The sequence below is a fragment of the Pseudoalteromonas sp. SCSIO 43210 genome (assembly GCF_054133285.1).
The window spans coordinates 3,464,423-3,480,947 of record NZ_CP087225.1 but is presented as its reverse complement, the minus strand read 5'-3'; the positions used below and the strand labels follow the sequence as shown (position 1 = coordinate 3,480,947).

18 protein-coding genes are annotated in these 16,525 nt (G+C 37.7%); 9 read left to right on the top strand and 9 right to left on the bottom strand.

Translation table 11 applies throughout. The features are described from left to right. The first annotated feature begins 73 nt into the window (after positions 1-73). From queE to LOS73_RS14930, 3 genes are all read left to right on the top strand, one after another. Positions 74-739 (top strand): 7-carboxy-7-deazaguanine synthase QueE, encoded by a 666-nt coding sequence (gene queE, locus LOS73_RS14940; protein ID WP_002960417.1) that lies wholly within the window; start codon positions 74-76, stop codon positions 737-739. Positions 740-965: 226 nt separating this feature from the next. After that, entirely contained in the window at positions 966-1,709 is a 744-nt protein-coding gene (locus tag LOS73_RS14935) for a class I SAM-dependent DNA methyltransferase (RefSeq protein ID WP_457933918.1), read from the top strand. Between the two features lie 572 nt (positions 1,710-2,281). After that, positions 2,282-4,138, top strand: coding sequence for a retron Ec67 family RNA-directed DNA polymerase/endonuclease (locus tag LOS73_RS14930; protein ID WP_197173800.1), 1,857 nt, complete (start codon positions 2,282-2,284; stop codon positions 4,136-4,138). 182 nt (positions 4,139-4,320) lie between these two features. Here LOS73_RS14930 and bcp read toward each other — a convergent pair whose 3' ends face one another. Together bcp and LOS73_RS14920 are read right to left on the bottom strand one after the other, a co-directional pair. Next, the gene (bcp, locus tag LOS73_RS14925) at positions 4,321-4,800 is read right to left on the bottom strand and encodes a thioredoxin-dependent thiol peroxidase (RefSeq protein ID WP_457933917.1); all 480 of its coding nucleotides are present in this window, start codon (positions 4,798-4,800) and stop codon (positions 4,321-4,323) included. An 11-nt stretch (positions 4,801-4,811) separates the two neighbouring features. Then, positions 4,812-5,345 (bottom strand): glycine cleavage system transcriptional repressor, encoded by a 534-nt coding sequence (locus LOS73_RS14920; RefSeq protein WP_007375924.1) that lies wholly within the window; start codon positions 5,343-5,345, stop codon positions 4,812-4,814. A 360-nt stretch (positions 5,346-5,705) separates the two neighbouring features. Here LOS73_RS14920 and bamC point away from each other — a divergent pair, with 360 nt between their 5' ends. Both bamC and LOS73_RS14910 read left to right on the top strand, forming a co-directional pair. Beyond that, complete coding sequence (gene bamC / locus LOS73_RS14915) at positions 5,706-6,764, top strand: outer membrane protein assembly factor BamC (RefSeq protein ID WP_033038476.1); 1,059 nt, start codon at positions 5,706-5,708, stop codon at positions 6,762-6,764. Positions 6,765-6,830: 66 nt separating this feature from the next. Beyond that, the gene (locus tag LOS73_RS14910) at positions 6,831-8,201 is read left to right on the top strand and encodes a YjiH family protein (protein ID WP_007375922.1); all 1,371 of its coding nucleotides are present in this window, start codon (positions 6,831-6,833) and stop codon (positions 8,199-8,201) included. A 36-nt stretch (positions 8,202-8,237) separates the two neighbouring features. On the opposite strand, the gene LOS73_RS14905 is transcribed toward LOS73_RS14910, so the two are convergent. Then, on the bottom strand, positions 8,238-8,384 hold the full coding sequence (locus LOS73_RS14905) for a DUF2897 family protein (RefSeq protein ID WP_007375921.1): 147 nt from the start codon (positions 8,382-8,384) through the stop codon (positions 8,238-8,240). 94 nt (positions 8,385-8,478) lie between these two features. Then, positions 8,479-9,015 (bottom strand): acyloxyacyl hydrolase, encoded by a 537-nt coding sequence (locus LOS73_RS14900; protein WP_457933916.1) that lies wholly within the window; start codon positions 9,013-9,015, stop codon positions 8,479-8,481. Between the two features lie 243 nt (positions 9,016-9,258). Here LOS73_RS14900 and LOS73_RS14895 point away from each other — a divergent pair, with 243 nt between their 5' ends. Next, positions 9,259-9,852, top strand: coding sequence for an MlaC/ttg2D family ABC transporter substrate-binding protein (locus LOS73_RS14895; protein ID WP_007375919.1), 594 nt, complete (start codon positions 9,259-9,261; stop codon positions 9,850-9,852). Between the two features lie 218 nt (positions 9,853-10,070). After that, positions 10,071-11,408 (top strand): ankyrin repeat domain-containing protein, encoded by a 1,338-nt coding sequence (locus LOS73_RS14890; RefSeq protein ID WP_007375918.1) that lies wholly within the window; start codon positions 10,071-10,073, stop codon positions 11,406-11,408. A 139-nt stretch (positions 11,409-11,547) separates the two neighbouring features. On the opposite strand, the gene LOS73_RS14885 is transcribed toward LOS73_RS14890, so the two are convergent. The 5 genes from LOS73_RS14885 to LOS73_RS14865 are packed head-to-tail and all read right to left on the bottom strand — an operon-like array spanning position 11,548 to position 15,067. Further along, complete coding sequence (locus tag LOS73_RS14885) at positions 11,548-11,991, bottom strand: DUF2069 domain-containing protein (RefSeq protein WP_007375917.1); 444 nt, start codon at positions 11,989-11,991, stop codon at positions 11,548-11,550. Continuing rightward, positions 11,988-12,542: an NAD(P)H:quinone oxidoreductase gene (gene wrbA / locus LOS73_RS14880; RefSeq protein ID WP_457933915.1), complete on the bottom strand. Its 555-nt coding sequence runs from the start codon at positions 12,540-12,542 to the stop codon at positions 11,988-11,990. The genes LOS73_RS14885 and wrbA overlap by 4 nt, the downstream gene beginning before the upstream one ends. Further along, a complete protein-coding gene (gene arsC, locus LOS73_RS14875; RefSeq protein ID WP_457933914.1) occupies positions 12,542-12,889 on the bottom strand; it encodes an arsenate reductase (glutaredoxin) in 348 nt (115 codons plus the stop codon). The genes wrbA and arsC overlap by 1 nt, the downstream gene beginning before the upstream one ends. 53 nt (positions 12,890-12,942) lie before the next feature. After that, a complete protein-coding gene (gene bepA / locus LOS73_RS14870) occupies positions 12,943-14,400 on the bottom strand; it encodes a beta-barrel assembly-enhancing protease (RefSeq protein ID WP_033031325.1) in 1,458 nt (485 codons plus the stop codon). A 1-nt stretch (position 14,401) separates the two neighbouring features. Further along, on the bottom strand, positions 14,402-15,067 hold the full coding sequence (locus LOS73_RS14865; protein WP_007375913.1) for a hypothetical protein: 666 nt from the start codon (positions 15,065-15,067) through the stop codon (positions 14,402-14,404). A gap of 147 nt (positions 15,068-15,214) precedes the next feature. Here LOS73_RS14865 and LOS73_RS14860 point away from each other — a divergent pair, with 147 nt between their 5' ends. Beyond that, positions 15,215-15,433: a hypothetical protein gene (locus LOS73_RS14860; RefSeq protein ID WP_457933913.1), complete on the top strand. Its 219-nt coding sequence runs from the start codon at positions 15,215-15,217 to the stop codon at positions 15,431-15,433. Then, positions 15,426-16,496, top strand: coding sequence for an AI-2E family transporter (locus LOS73_RS14855; RefSeq protein WP_008135569.1), 1,071 nt, complete (start codon positions 15,426-15,428; stop codon positions 16,494-16,496). The genes LOS73_RS14860 and LOS73_RS14855 overlap by 8 nt, the downstream gene beginning before the upstream one ends. Positions 16,497-16,525: the final 29 nt, after the last annotated feature.

Below are 16,525 nucleotides of genomic sequence, written 5' to 3'. Positions count from 1 at the left end.
ACAATTTTTGCACAGCGCTTTTTGGTTTTTTAATAGTAGCAATTTGGCTGCTAGGTAGTAAGTGAGATCTCTTTTGTACAAAATTAATGAAGTGTTTGAAACCATTCAAGGTGAAGCTAGTTTTACCGGCACACCCTCAATATTTTTACGTCTGCAAGGTTGCCCTGTAGGCTGCTCTTGGTGCGACACCAAGCAAACGTGGGATGTTGATAATGTATATAAAGTATCGCTGGATGAAACCGTAGAAAAAAAAGCCGACTCAGATCATTGGGCTAACGCCAGTGCAGAGCAAATTTTAGCGCTGTTTCAATCACGAGGGTATACCGCAAAGCATGTAGTAATTACCGGCGGCGAGCCATGTATGTTCGATTTAAACCCAGTATGTAACTTATTACACGAACACGGTTTTAGCACACAAATAGAAACCAGCGGCACGTTTGAAATACTCGCCCCAGAGCAAACATGGGTAACGGTATCGCCAAAAATCAATATGCGCGGCGGTTATGAAGTACTTACCAGCACCATGAAGCGTGCAAACGAAATTAAACACCCCGTTGCGATGCAAAAGCACGTAGAAGAGTTAGAAGAATTATTTGCAAAAACAGGCGTTAACCCAAAGCTTGTTTATTTACAGCCAATTAGCCAAAAAGTATCAGCAACAAAATTAGCAATCGACACCTGTATTGCCAAAAACTGGCGCTTATCAATACAAGTACATAAGTATTTAGGAATTAGTTAAAGCCAGCTTAAAGTGATAGTACGTATGTTGGGTAGAGCGAAGCTAAACCCAACAAATCTCCACTTCCGCACCATTTTCTAATAACGTTTTATAATATTTAAATACGTAGGTCGGATAAGCGAAGCGCCATCCGACAACCCTAAAGCTCATATCTTCTTCGCTAATAGCCATAACTAGTTTACTATGCGCGACTTAAAAATATTCCACTACTTACCACTAGGCTTATATGTCCGCAAATGCACTTTACACCGACCTTTCTGATTACTACGACTTAATGTGCGCAGATATTAATTATCAAGCCCAAAGCAATTCTATTCACAGGCTGCACCAAATTTTTGGTAATGGCGCAAATACCCATCTCGATTTAGCATGTGGCACCGGCCCGCATGTACGCCACTTTATTGATTACGGCTATAAAAGTAGTGGGCTTGATTTAAACCAGCCAATGCTCGATAAAGCAAAAGTTCGTTGTCCAGAAGCGCAATTTTCGTTGCAAAACATGAGTGAATTTAAAGTAACCGAGCACTTAGATTTAATTACCTGCTTTTTGTATTCAATCCACTACTGCGACGGTATTAATAAGTTAAAAGAATGCCTTGCTAGCGTACACAGTGCGTTAAGCGTAGGTGGAATATTTTGCTTTAACACGGTTGATAAAAACAAAATCGACAGCGATTCATTTGTAGAGCACACCGCAACAAGCGAAAATAGCTTCTTCACATTTCGCTCTGGTTGGCACTACAGTGGCACTGGCAGCAAACAGTTATTAAAACTCAGCATAGAAAAAACCACCGCAGATAAAACACTCGTATGGCACGACGAGCACCCAATGGTTGCTTTTAGTTATACCGAGCTTAAAGAAGCCTTAAAACCGTACTTCGAAATCCACATATTTGAACATGACTACGACAAAATAACCCCATGGGCAGAGCGCTCAGGCAACGCCATTTTTGTTTGCGTAAAAATTTAAGTTAAACACTCATAAAGAAGAGATACAAGTTTGGGTAGAGCGCAGCGAAACCCAACGAGCTCAAACGAACCTCCAATACCCAGGGCCCAATAACCCCGGATTATATATTTGAAAACGTAGGTCGGATAAGCGAAGCGCCATCCGACACAGTAACTTATTTGAATTTCGGCAAATATAAATAACTAGTTTATATAACTTTTTATGTTTTTATTTACATTAAAATCATAATTTCAAGCCAATATTAACAATAAAAAAGCGGGTATCTTAATTGAACAAGCCAAGCTGCTACTTAAGCTAATTTCTGAACTAAAAGCCCATTCTATTGTTACTTTCGAAGGGAATTAGGATGGGTGTCAACGTTATTATTGTTGTTTTTAGAAAGATAAGAATATATTTGAATCTATGTATCTGTTATTGTTTTCCTCGGCTTATGGGCAGATTTTTAGTTCGCGCTTCGCGAACAGTGAAACAATTATCCGTCTGGATTGCATCTTATAGTTTCTCATAGTTGCTTCCGTATATAATAATGCCTAGGAGTGCCCATAAGCCACCACTTATAAATGGATTTATTTATGCCAAGACTTACTCATTTAAAAACAGTCTCATCGAAGCCCGGTTTCGCAAGAGCTTTAAATGTAGACCCTCGCTTCTTAACTCGTTGCTTGTATGTTGTAAGACCAGAAAATCAATATCATCAGTTTTCGATTGATAAAAAGTCTGGCGGTCAAAGGCTTATAAATGCACCATCGGATGACTTGAAAAGTTTACAATCTTCCTTATCTAATTTATTGCTAGATTGTATTGATGAGATTAATAAAAATAAATATCCAGAATCTCAGATTGCTTCTCCAAAAATGCTTTCGCCAAAGAAAAAAGATCATATTGCTGAAGTTCTAAAAATTAAAATTCCAAGCTCTGAGCATAAACAACCTTCCTTATCTCATGGTTTTGTTAGAGAACGTTCAATTATTACTAATGCAATGATGCACTTGGGTAAGAAGAATGTGCTCAATATCGATTTAAAAGATTTTTTTGATAGTTTTAATTTTGGTCGCGTGCGCAGCTTTTTTATTAAGAATATAAATTTTCGATTAGATCCTAGTATAGCAACAATGATTGCTCAAATTGCTTGTTACAAAGACACCTTGCCTCAAGGAAGTCCTTGCTCTCCAGTAATAACTAATTTAATTACTCATAGTCTAGATATTCGTTTGGCTTCATTAGCAAAGGATTATAAGTGTACTTACACAAGGTATGCTGATGATATTACCTTTTCTACTAGAAAATCAGTATTTCCACCTCAAATAATGAGGGGTAAAGTTGATGATAATCATGGTTATATACCGGGAGAAAAATTAACTAATGAAATTAAACGTGCTGGCTTTTTAATAAATCATAAAAAAACACGTATTCAATATAAAGATTCAAGACAAGATGTTACTGGCTTAATAGTAAACCAAAGACCGAATACTAAAAAAGAGTATTGGCGCACAGTACGGGCTAAGTGTAATTTTCTATTTAAAACGGGAGAGTTCACTTCAATTAAAAATGATATTGTGGTTGCTGGAAATATAAATGAACTGGAAGGGCAGCTCAACTTTATTGACCAAGTGGATCATTACAATAGAATTAGGCAAAAAAGTCCCTTAAAGCCTGAGCTGGCATTAAAAAACGTAGGAAGTAATACTAAGCTACTTCTATCGGGCAGAGAGAAAACGTTCAGCCAATTTATATTCTATCGTTTATTTTATGGCAATGATAAGCCGACAATTTTATGCGAAGGTAAAACTGATAATATTTATATTAAATCAGCTATCAGTGAGTTAGTTATTAGTTATCCAAAGTTAGCAAGAGTAGCTAAGAATGAGTATAAGTTATTAGTTCGCTTCGTTGAGTACTCAAAGCGGACCCGATTTTTACTGGAGCTATATGGTGGAGCTAGCTATTTAAAAGACTTTATTGTTAACTACCGGACACAATTTAAAAAGTATAAAGCGGCTAAACCACAGCACCCTGTAATTATAATCATTGATAATGATGCTGGGCCAAAAGATGCGGGTATCTTTGGTTACATTTCTAATCAAAAGGAAGCAAAAATATATCCTCAAACTTTGGATTTAAAAAAAGATTTGAGAAGTGCAAACTTCGTACATTTATTTCATAATCTATATATTGTAATGACACCTAAAGGTATTAAAGATTGTGATACCGATATTGAATACTTCTTTACTGACAAGGACCGACTTAGAGAACACTCTAAAAAATGTTTCAACACCGTGGCTAAACGAAACGCTGACAAAGACCTTAGTAAAGATGCATTTGCGACACATATCATAAAAGCACAAAAGAAGAATATAAACTTTAATGGTCTGAAGCCATTACTAGATCGTATTATGATGGCAATTGACCATTATGATATAAATAAGTAAAGGTTGTATGTCAAAGCTAAGCCGAAGGGATGCAAATCTCTATTTTCAGACATCAATCTACCCCTGGATTCTGCTTTCACTTAACTAAATATTTAATAACTAGCATAAAAAAAGCGTTGCCCTTGAGCAACGCTTTTCTGTATTTGTCTAATAGCTGGTAGTTAACTTACTCAGCCGTTAGCTTATTCTGCTGCAAGATAATCCAACACTACTTGATGATGATCTTTGGTTTTAAACTTATCAAATAGGTGTTTTATTTTACCGTCTTGGCCTACTAAAAACGTTAGGCGGTGAATACCATCGTACTCTTTACCCATAAACTTTTTGTAGCCCCATACACCAAACGCTTCAGCAATGGCGTGGTCTTCATCGGCTAATAGGTCAAAATTAAGCTCTTTTTTAGTTTCAAAGTTTTTAAGGCGCTTAATTGGATCTGGGCTAATACCTGCAACGCGGGTATTAAATTTAGCAAGCTCTGCTTGTTGGTCACGTAAGTTCTCGGCTTGAACCGTACAACCCGGTGTAGAGGCTTTAGGGTAAAAGTATACAAGTACTTGTTGTTCTTTTAACAGCTCGCTTAATGTTACTGTTTCGTCGTTTTGGTTTTGTAGGCTAAAAGCGGGTGCTGTATCGCCAGCTTGTAATGGACTAATTGTGTTCATGTTTAGCATCCTTAACGAATTCGTTTAAAAATATAATCTACGTTTAGCGTGTGAGAAAGGCTCTCAAAACTAATTTTAAATTGATCTATATCTACATCAACCGGTATATTGAATTCAAGTTCACAACGCATTTTAATGTCGTCCTCTTGAGAGTAGGTATCTGATTTTAGTGAGCAAATGCTAATGTTGCTGTCGGCAAAAAAGCGCGTTACTTTACTTAGTGTCCCCGGTGTGTCGATCCCTGTGTATTCGAGGGTATAACCGGCACAAAATTCACTGGGTGTATGACTGGCGGTGCGCTTCATCATGGTAAGCAGGCCAAGTTCCATGGCTTTAGTAGGGAGTACGTGTTCAATACGGCTAATAGCTGACATGTCGCCATTGAGTAACATTATAAAGGTAAATTCGCAGCCTAAAATAGCGATACGGCTATCTATAATATTACAGTGGCAGTCGCTAACTAATTGTGTAAGTTCGCTCACAATACCCGGCCTATCTTCGCCAATAGCAGTTAACACAATTTGATGATTTGAAAATGCAGTCATGGGTTAAAATACCTAAGTTACTTGGATTATAACAACGCAATGGGCAACGCAACTAAATACACTTGAGAAGTTGCACGGCGGCGAAGTTTAACACAAAACACTCTATAAACTACAATGCGGGCTAATTAAGCGCTTTTAAAGTGCGGTGTTTCTTGTTTTTACTGGCACAGGAAAGTACCATAGCTAAAATTTGCTTATTTGCACTTAGATTTTTTCTAAGTTGAAGTGCTGAACTTTATTGCAATTAGGCAGCCAAATAATAAATGTAAAGTTAATATTGATTTTACACTGAACCAAATCGGCATAACCCACTCATATACTTGTTAAAACAATTAAAGGGTATGCTAAGGAGAAATATCTGTGCAGTATTGGATCCCAAAAGCACTTGCTGTAAGTGTATTGGTAAGTTTATCAGGGTGTAGTGTATTTACTAACGATGCACATAATGAGCGTAATTACCGCACGCATGAGCCAGTTAAAGCGCCAGCGTCTCTATCGCAACCAGCCCAAGATCCCGTTTATAAAATGGATATAGGTCAATACGATAATAACCCTGTGGCTACAAACTATCGTCCACCTGCTCAGGTTCTTACGGTAGCTAAGGGCAGCTGGGTTGAAGAAACAGATAAACTGGCTCGTGTTTATTTTGATAAAAATGATGGCATTGACGATTTAGATGAATTTGTTTGGGATTCAATTAAAGCCGTTTTAGCTGACAATAACGTAAGTGCAACCAAAGAAGATAAACTGTTAGGTGTTATTGAAACTGATTGGTATTCAATTATTAAAACAGAAGAAAGCTGGCTTTGGGGCAGTGACGAGAATGCTGATTTAGAAAAATTCAAGTTTACTATTGAAGAAAAATCACATCAGCGAACTGCGTCTTTACGTGTTGATTTAATTGATTTTAAAGGTGATAACGCATTAACCGATTTACTTAAGCAGCAATTAGAAGTGCGCGCGCTTAACCAAGTAGTGAGTGAATTTGATTACCGTTACCGTCAGTTAGAAGTCGATTTACGTAAACGCCAAGGTATTATTTCACTTGAAATGGGCTTTGATAATAAAGGCAATGCGGCACTGGTTACTGAGCAATCTTACGATGCAGTATTTGACCGTTTCTCTGGCTTTTTAGAGCGTTTGTCATTCACTATTGTTGAAATTAACCAAGATACAGGTTTAATCACAGCTGATTATAAAACACCAGAGAGCAGCGTTTGGGATTCTATTTGGGGCGACGAAGTTACTCAATTACCTATTGATGAAGGGCAATACCAAATTTTAGTGAGTAAAACTAAAGAAGGTGGTACAAGCTTAACGTGGATGGATGATAAAGGCGAAACGCTTGAACCAGGTACTATGAACGGTTTACAACAAGCATTAGAAGCGGCACTCATTCAGCGCGGCATTAAAATTTAAATAAGAATAAATTTTTACTACAAAAAGAGCGCTAAGCTCTTTTTGTGGTTTTTATAGGTTAAAAATATGTCTCAATTACCGACTTCTACGCAGTACGATTGGCGTACTTGGTTTACGTTTTTAGTACCTTCACTAATTGGTGTTTTTTTGTTTATGACACCGGTTTCTACCGGTGAAGTAATGACCATTCCTATCGCTATGATGGCTAAAGCAATGCAAGTTTTTTTTGCAGATTCAGCACAGGCTATTATTACGTTAATTATTTGCGCTACGGGCTTGCTTTCATTCGTTGTAAGTGTATTTAAACCGCAAGTTATTTGTAAAATTCCACTTTTAAATCATTTATTCAACGTTAGTTGGATTTGGCTGGTTACGCGTTTATTTGGCACTGTGTTTGTGTTAATGACGCATTTAAAAGTAGGGCCACATGCCGTTATTTCTGAAAATACAGGGGCATTAGTGTTAAATGATTTACTGCCTGTATTGTTTTCGGTATTTATACTTGCTGGCCTGTTACTGCCTTTATTACTTAATTTTGGTTTGCTTGAGCTTGTTGGGACTTTATTAACGAAAGTTATGCGACCTTTGTTTGGTGTACCAGGGCGCAGCGCTGTTAACTGTGTGGCATCGTGGTTAGGTGATGGTAGCGTAGGTATTTTAATGACGGCTCGCCAATACGAAGATAAGCACTACACACAACGCGAAGCCGCTATTATCGGCACTACTTTTTCCGCTGTATCTATTACTTTTTGTTTAGTAGTTATTGGCCAAGTTAAACTTGAGTACTTATTTGCACCGTTTTATTTAACGGTATGTTTAGCGGGTGTTGTGGCTGCTATTATTGTGCCTCGTTTACCTCCATTACGCTTTAAAAAGGATGTATTAATTGATGGCTCAAAGCCTGATGCTAACGCGGAGTTAGTTCCAACGGGTAAAACACTGTTTGGCCATTCTTTAGATGTTGCACTCGCTAAAGCAGATAAAGCCCCAGGTTTTGTCGGTACTGTTAAAGAGGGCGTACATAATGCACTGGATATGGTTTTTGCTGTGTTGCCAGTGGTTATGGCTGTGGGTACTTTTGCGTTAATTATTGCTGAATACACGCCAATTTTTCAGTATTTGGGGATGCCATTCATTCCGTTTTTAGAATTACTGCAAGTACCAGAGGCTGAAGCAGCTGCACAAACTATTATGGTCGGTTTTGCTGATATGTTTATTCCGTCAATATTAGCAGCCGGTACTATTGAGAGCGATGTAACGCGTTTTATTATTGCGGCTATGAGTGTTACTCAACTTATTTATATGTCTGAAGTTGGTGCGTTGCTGTTAGGCAGCAAAATACCGGTTAATATATTTGAATTGTTTGTGATATTTATTTTGAGAACGTTAATTACTCTACCAATTATTGCTTTTATGGCGCATTGGTTAGTTGGTTAAATAGAACGATTTAATGAATTAAAAAGCCCTGATTAATCAGGGCTTTTTTGTATCTGTTGTATTTTTTATATTGGCGTTGGGCTTTTTAAACTCCTTTTTTGCAGAGAGTCTAATCAGCGCAATATTACCAATGATAATGGTAAAAACAACGGCGACAATAATTACAATATGCCAAGTTTGCATCGCAGTATCACTTAATATTTAGTACGTTTAAGTGTGACCGTTTCACGCTATAACATCAATAAAATAACTAAAAAATACAACCAATAAATTGCTTTTAAAAACGCCTAGCGATCGAAAGCGTTAAAAAATTAAGGCCTGGGTTTGGCTCTTTAAATCCTGCGTTTGAATAGTGAATAACTCTAAGTGCCACGTTGGTTTTTCCAAGGTCGGCAACAAGGCCAATACGGTCTTCAAACTGGTAGTGGGTGCTGATGTTTTTACCTGCAAATTGAGTTTCATCAATCAATGACACACCAATACCAGCTTCAACGTAAAATGGTGTGTTATTGAAACTAAACACCGGAAACTGTAATACAGGCGACATGGCTAAAACTATGTTCGATTGTGTTTCATCGCCGTGCCGATATTCCCACATATTTACACTTGTCTCAAAATAAAATCGCGCATCACCAATGAAGCTTTGCATACTAGGCGCATGGTATTGGTAGGCTATTTTTACGCCATTGACATTACCTTCGCCTTTAAGAAAGTCTACAGCGTAACCGTGATCCGATTGGGCAAAAGCAAGTTTGCCAAAAGACGAAATTACTAATAAAAAAGAGATAAAAAATATTTTAAGTGACGTTTTCATAGATACCAATTCTGTTTAATTCAAAGTGATATCCAAATGATAAGGGCGAGCAGTTAACAAATTCAATGAGGACAAAATGCCGGTTGTTTATGAGGTGTTAATATAAAATAGTAACTACTTGAATTATATTTAGTTATTTTATTGGTGCTGTTTAGGCACTAATAAGTTGCTTACTTGCTTCTTTTTTATTGCGTATAGTTCGCGTAAATTACAATCATATTAATCACACAGACAAAACTTATTATGAAACTAATTAAACTATTACTGCTAGGCACTGCATTTTTAAGCAGTTCTCTTTTTGCACAAGAACAGCAATCCCCAGATCGACTTTTAGAATCAGTTGCTAATACGTTATTCGCCGATATAGGCAAAGTAAATGCAAAAGGGAATGCAAGTAAAGAAGCAATGTCTGAGATTGTTGAAAAACGTTTAATGCCACATATTGATGTTAAGTTTGTCTCGTTTAAATTATTAGGTAAGCATATTAAAGGGATTGAGCGCGAGCAAGCAGTTCAATTTATAGATGCAGTAGAGCATTATTTAACGGGTACTTATGCTGGTGCATTGATGAAATACACGGGTCAAAAGGTTGTATTTGAACGTAATAATGCAATAAGCGATTCTGAGTATGCAACGGTTAATACACAAATTATAGAGCCTAATGCACCAACAATAGATTTAAGCTTTAAGCTTCGATTAGGTAAAAACAATGAGTGGAAAGTATACGATATTGTTGCTGAGGGTATTTCGTTATTAAGCGCTAAGCAAAAAGAGATTATCCAACGTATTTCAGATGTAGGTTTAGAGCAAGTTACTAAAGAGTTAAAAAATAAATAACGATTTTGTCTGGCTCTGATTAAGCCCAACTCCAACCTCAAAAACAGCCAAGTACTTATGTACTTGGTTGTTTTTATAATTTCATTTATTCATCGACTTTGCTCTAGCGTGGCGATCAAGGTGTGGTAGAATATCAGTTCTTTGATTAAGCGTGGTGTCAGCTAAAAACTGTTATAACTGACCACTTACCCGAGCTACACTGGAGTTGTGTTGTTTTAATGGAAAATGTACTGATTTGGCCAAAGGAATACCCGTTACTGATTAAAGGACTTGTAGAACAAAACGGTGCCTTTATTTTAGATGCGTTAGAAGCTTGGCCTGCTTGTCGTTCTACTAATGAAGATGATGGTGTTTGCACCACTGTTTTGCCGCCTATTTATTATTTGGCGTGGCTAACTCCACTTGAACCTTTTGAAGAGTGCTTTTTTCAACATATTTCTGAATATGACGAAGATGCGCAAGCGTATATTAGTGCAGTTAAAAGCCACTACTACGATAATGAATATACCCCTGAAAGTTTAGTGCTAATGCTTTGCGAGCGATTAGAGCAGTACGCAAGTATTGCCACGCAAAATGATATTAGTACGCCTCTGTCGTTACTCGGTTTGTTTTTTAGTAAGCGTTATTTTACGTTAATTGAACATGCCTTAAATAATGGCAGTAAACTCTCTGCTGTTGACACGCTATCACTCTGGAAAGAAGTTGATTTTAGAGAACGCTTAAGTGCATTTATTCCAGAGTCTATTGCTGATTTAGATGTGCTTTGTGAACTTGCTAGCGAAAAAGTGGCAACGGGTAAAGACTATTTTACGTTGCTTACGCAGGTATCTCCTGACGTTGATTCTGTTGTTCTTTTAGAGAAAGCTTTATTAACTCACTTGCGTAAAAAAACAGCCAAACAAACCATGGCTATGCGCTTTATTGAACAAGGTGCTACCGGTGTTCTTGCCGATGAAAATAATAAAACAGCATTTATGTGGGCAGCTGAAAAAGGCTTTGTAAATGTTGTGGAAACATTACTTTCAAAGCAAGATAAAAAAGCGGCTGACAATTTAGGGAATACAGCATTACATTATGCTGTACTTGCTAAAAATGAATCATTAATGGTGTTGTTACTTAAAAGTGGCTACGACTTTAGAGCGCGTAACAACGAAGGGTTAAGCTGCTACCGTTTGGCCGTTAATATTAAGGCTAATAACTTAGTTAAATGCTTAGAACGTGACTTTGGAATTAAAGAGTTGTCGCCTGAAGGTCAATTTGATCGTATTAAAAAGGTGCATGCTTTACATGCTATTGTGACGTTGTTTTTACCGTTACAATTGTTTTTCTTTTTTGATGAAACAATTACTATAAAAAGCGAACTAACGCTTACGTTAACCATGATTGCAGTGGTGTGTTTTTTCTTTGCAACCACTCTAAAGCGTTGTGCTTTATATCCTCATATAAAACACCCTTGGGGTTTGTTTATACTTAGGGTATTTTCTTTGGTTAGTTTAGTTGCTCAGCTGGGTTTAGCTGGTATTGTGACCCTCACTGCTTTGAGTGATTTAGTTTAGCTAATGCCAACCTATAAAATATTTGAATAAATTGACCTTATATAAGCAGGTTTTTGTAAGTGTAAAAACAGTCAAATTATTTATAAAAAAACCGTGTTTAATTAACTTTAAACACGGTTTTTTTTGCTTATGGTTTACGCTATTTATTGTGCTCGTTTGCCGCTTTTTCTTCTGCAAGTTCTTCTTTAAGTTTACGGATTTTTAAACCAAGTTCTTGACCGCGATGCCGTGCATAATATGTACAACCAATAAACATGGCGGATGCAAATACAAGCTCCAATAATACCCATATCAGTTCAGCTGGCGCTGCCCAGAGCATGGTAAGCCCGTGAATAAAATACAGCATTACAATAAAGTTAGCCCACGCATAGGTGTAAGTGTTGTCTTTAATAATGCCTCTTAGTGGCAGCAGTAACGGAATGATGGGCAAAAATAAAGATACTAAGCTCGCATTACCGTTTAGAGGGGGTACAAAATACATCCACAATGGAATTAGAACAAGCAAACCTACATAGCCAAATAGTGCGGCACGTTGAAATTTTATCGTAATTGGCTTTTTAGCTGGATTGTCAGCTGTATTCATTTAAGTTTTCTCGCAATGTGAGTAAGGCGTTTACCAACGCTTTGGCATATTTTAATTTCGTCTTTGCTTAGCTGTGCACTGTTAGCGCTGCCAGCGACGTGTGTTGCACCGTATGGTGTTCCACCGGTTTGTGTTGCAAGTAGTTCGGGCACATCGTATGGCACGCCCAGTAGTATCATGCCGTGGTGTAATAATGGCAGAGATAAGTTAAGTAAGGTTGCTTCATTTCCACCATGCATACTACTTGATGACGAAAATACACACGCTGGCTTATCGATTAGTTGGCCTTTTAGCCACAAGTCGCTGGTGGTTTCCCAAAAGCTTTTGGCTTGAGAGGCCATCATGCCAAATCGCGTTGGCGTTCCAAATGCAAGGCCATCGCAATTAATTAAATCATCTTTGGTTATTACGATATCGTGTGCGTTTTTAGCTACAAACGTGCGAAGCAGTGCAGTTGCGCCTTGTTGCTCTACTGACTCCGCTATTTCATGTGCCATAGCTTCAACTGAACCGTGGCTAGAGTGATAAAGTACCACTATGGTTGTGCTCATTATAAAACGCTTAATACGTTTTCGGGTGGACGACCAATAGCAGCTTTACCGTTGTTAACAACAATAGGGCGCTCAATCAGTTTAGGGTTTTTTACCATGGCATCAATAAGTGCATTTTCGCGCGTTTCATCTTTTAAGTTAAGCGCTTTGTAGTCATCTTCTTTGGTACGCATTAGTTCACGTGCCGATGAAAAACCAAGTTGGTTTACAAGGGTTGAAATTTGCTCGTGAGTCAGTGGTGTTTTTAGGTATTCGACAATAGTTGGCTCTACAGATTTACTTTGTAATAAGGCAAGTGTTTCGCGTGATTTAGAACAGCGCGAATTATGGTAAAGAGTAACAGACATAAAATGTATCCAAATATTAAGTTTCGCCTATTTTAGGGCAAGCGCTTGCAGACTTAAAGCCTTGCAAGCTCTTTTTGTAAACGACGATATTGGGTAAGCAAGGCTTTTAATCGTTGCTGCTTTACAAGTTCTGTTGATTCTACGAAGTTAAGTGCTTTTTGGATTTCGTCAGCGGCTTTTAAATAAGCACCATATTGCGATAATACATCGGCATTAGCCTCGTGGTAGGCTGCTAGTTTATCTTGTTTTTTATAAGTGTCGGCAAGCAATTGTTTACCTAGGCTATGATCTGGCTTTTCAAGTAAAAAACTCTTAAGTATGTTCTCTGCTAATTCATATTGTTTAGCTTCCAGTGCCGAATTAGCATAATTAAGGGTAATTACTTGGTTATTAGGGCGGTAATTGTTTAACTCGGCTAAAAATTTAACCGCTTCATCGGCTTTTTCTTGCGCGATGAGTAAGTCGGTCTTTGTATCTATGTAAAATAGGTTTTTAGGATCACTTTGTAACAGTTCATCTAATATAGGTTGTGCTTCGTCAAGTTTTTTCTGATCGAGCAAACTTATAGCTAGGCCATATTTTAATGCTGTATTATCGTAATTTTTTTCACGCATTAATTTTCTAAACAGTGCTTCAGCGTTTTCAGGCTTATTGTCGTAGCGAGCTAGTACTCTGCTTTTTGCTAAGTTAAAATTAAGACTCGGTGTTAGGTAACGCACCGGAAATTGCTCAGCACGCAAGCGCACATCAGATACTCGACTTTCAGGTAATGGGTGAGTTAATAAAAATGCAGGTGGCTTATATTTGTAACGAATTTGCGCGGCTAGCTTGGTTAAAAATTCACTTGATGCACGGGCATCAAAGCCTGCATTGTTTAGTGTTTGCATGCCTATACGATCAGCTTCTTGCTCGGCTGAGCGGCTATGGGTTAGCTGGCTAAAAGCTGATTGTGTTTGGCTCGCTGAAATAATAGCAATACCTGCATCAGGTGCAACAACCGTTGCCAATATACCGGCAATCATACCAGCAATGGTCAAGGCACTGTTATCTTGTTGCTGCTGTATTCTACGTGCTAAGTGACGCTGTGTTACGTGAGCAATTTCGTGCCCGAGTACCGAGGCAAACTGGCTCTCGTTATCGGCTTGAGCAATTAAGCCTGTGTGTACGCCAACGTGTCCGCCATAAAATGCAAACGCATTAATTTCAGGGTTGTTTATCCAAAAAAATGAAAATGGAAAGCGTACGTCATTAGCATTTGCTACAAGTTTGCGGCCAATCGTAGTTAGGTACTCATCAAGTACAGGATCGTTAATTACTGGCGATGAGCCTCTTATTTGCATCATCATTACTTCGCCAATCGCTTGTTCTTTTTCGAGTGGAAGTGCTTGTAATGCTGACGTTCCTAAATCAGGAAGTGTAAAGTTAGTTTGCGCCTTTAAAGGCTCACCTACTAATAGGCCAAATGTAAGTGCGGCACTGCATAAAGTCATAAAGGCTGATTTTAGCTGCATTTTATTCCTTGTTTATTGGTTCACCAATAGCAATTTTGGCAATGTCTATTTCGTCACTACTTGCACGGCTGTCTTTTTCGCACAATTGGTATAGTTCTTTTATTGTGACTCCATCAAGCTTTACAACGTTCAATTCGCGCTGCAAAAAAGTAATAATTTTATGAACTACTTTGTGTGCATGTAATATAAGTGCTTTATCAGCTTTGTCGCCACTTTCAAAATAAAAGCCAACAAATTTATGTAATTGGTTTATTCTGATCAGGCTTTTCATTGAAATAGGATCCCATACTTTAAATTCAACAAAGCGGTTTCCTTTTATATACTGATCTATGACTACGTCTTTTGCATAAGGTTGCGCCCAAAGTTCAAAACCGCGGTCGGTAAACACTTGATGAAGTGCTATTCGAGGCTTATTTTTGGTATGGATTTCACCTAAGTTATCTTCATAGCCTTCTAATAAGTCTAAATTCCAGTTGCGTTTATTAATAAGCTGTTTAACAGCGTTGTCAAAACCATGCTCTAATATCCCCTCAGATTCGCTGACTGAGGAAGCAACTAAATGATAAAAAGGAGGTAACTCCCCCCAATTTATTTGCTTTTTAAACCAATTAATCTCTTTGAGTGTTGGATTACTTGGTAGTTGCGCTTTATTATGCGTGCCAGGCATTAACTTATCCTTACTACTAACTATGGTATACAGGATAAACCATTGCAGGGGTTGTTTTAAGAAAAAGTTACATTTGTTCACGTGTTATAAAAATAAGACCGTGATTATGTGACTTATTATTCATTTTAATAAATTGGTAAAGCGAGTATGTTACAACAAGATTTGCGAATTTATAGGTGTCCTCAACAGTTTATTCAGTTTAAATTGGGCTTGCGTAAAGCATTATCATTACAAGAAAGTATCACTTTTAGTTTAAATAACGATGAAAACGTTGATGATATAGAACGATTTTTGAAAAAATATGCTTATAGTTACAATTTAAATAAACAACAAGGGTTGTTATTAGTGGAGCCATTACGTGTTTGAATATGTAAAAACATGGTACGAAAGAAAGTTTTCGGATCCTCATTCGGTTACCTTATTATTTTTATTATTGGCATCGGTTGCCTTACTTTATTTTTTTGGCTCCTTAATAGTGCCAGTGCTGGTTGCTCTTGTAATCGCTTATTTACTTGACTGGCCTGTACTTCATTTAGAGCGCTTTGGTTTAAAGCGTTTTACAGCAACGGTCATTGTGATGTTGGTATTTACCGGCATTATGTTGACGCTTATTTTAGTTATAGGTCCGGTACTTTGGCAACAAACAAGTAATTTAGTACAAGAAACCCCACACATGGTAGAGCAGGGGAAGTCTTACTTGTTGGCTTTACCCGAACAATACCCTAGTTTGATTAATACTGAGCAAGTACAAGCAATTGTTGCAACAGTAGAGGCTAAAGTTATTGAGTTTGGCCAAGTGGTGTTGTCGTTTTCGCTTACTTCTTTAAAAGATGTGGTTGCTTGGTTAATTTATTTGGTACTTGTACCTTTACTTGTATTTTTTATGCTTAAAGATAAGTTAGAGCTTACAGGAAGCGTAGCTAAACTCATTCCTCAACAACGACGCTTAATTTTGCAAGTATGGAACGAAATGAATCAGCAAATCATGAATTATATTCGCGGTAAAGTGTTTGAAATTTTGATTGTTGGTGGTGTGTCGTTTATTGCATTTACCGTTTTAGATTTACGTTATGCGGCGTTACTAGGTGTGTTAGTTGGTTTTTCTGTGTTAATTCCGTTTGTGGGTGCTGCTCTTGTGACTATACCCGTAGCGGCCGTGGCGCTATTTCAATTTGGCCTAGAAACGCAGTTTTGGACTATTTTAATTATTTACGGAATTATTCAGGCGCTTGATGGCAACGTACTTGTGCCACTGTTATTTTCTGAGGCGGTTGATTTGAATCCGGTGTTTATAATTGTCGCAGTATTATTTTTTGGTGGCTTATGGGGATTTTGGGGAGTGTTTTTTGCCATCCCATTGGCTTCATTAGTAAAAGCGCTAATAACAGCCTGGTCGTCAACCCATGAAGAGTTAAGTAACCAGAGTTAAGGTTAGGTAAACAGACTTTTAGTTTAAAA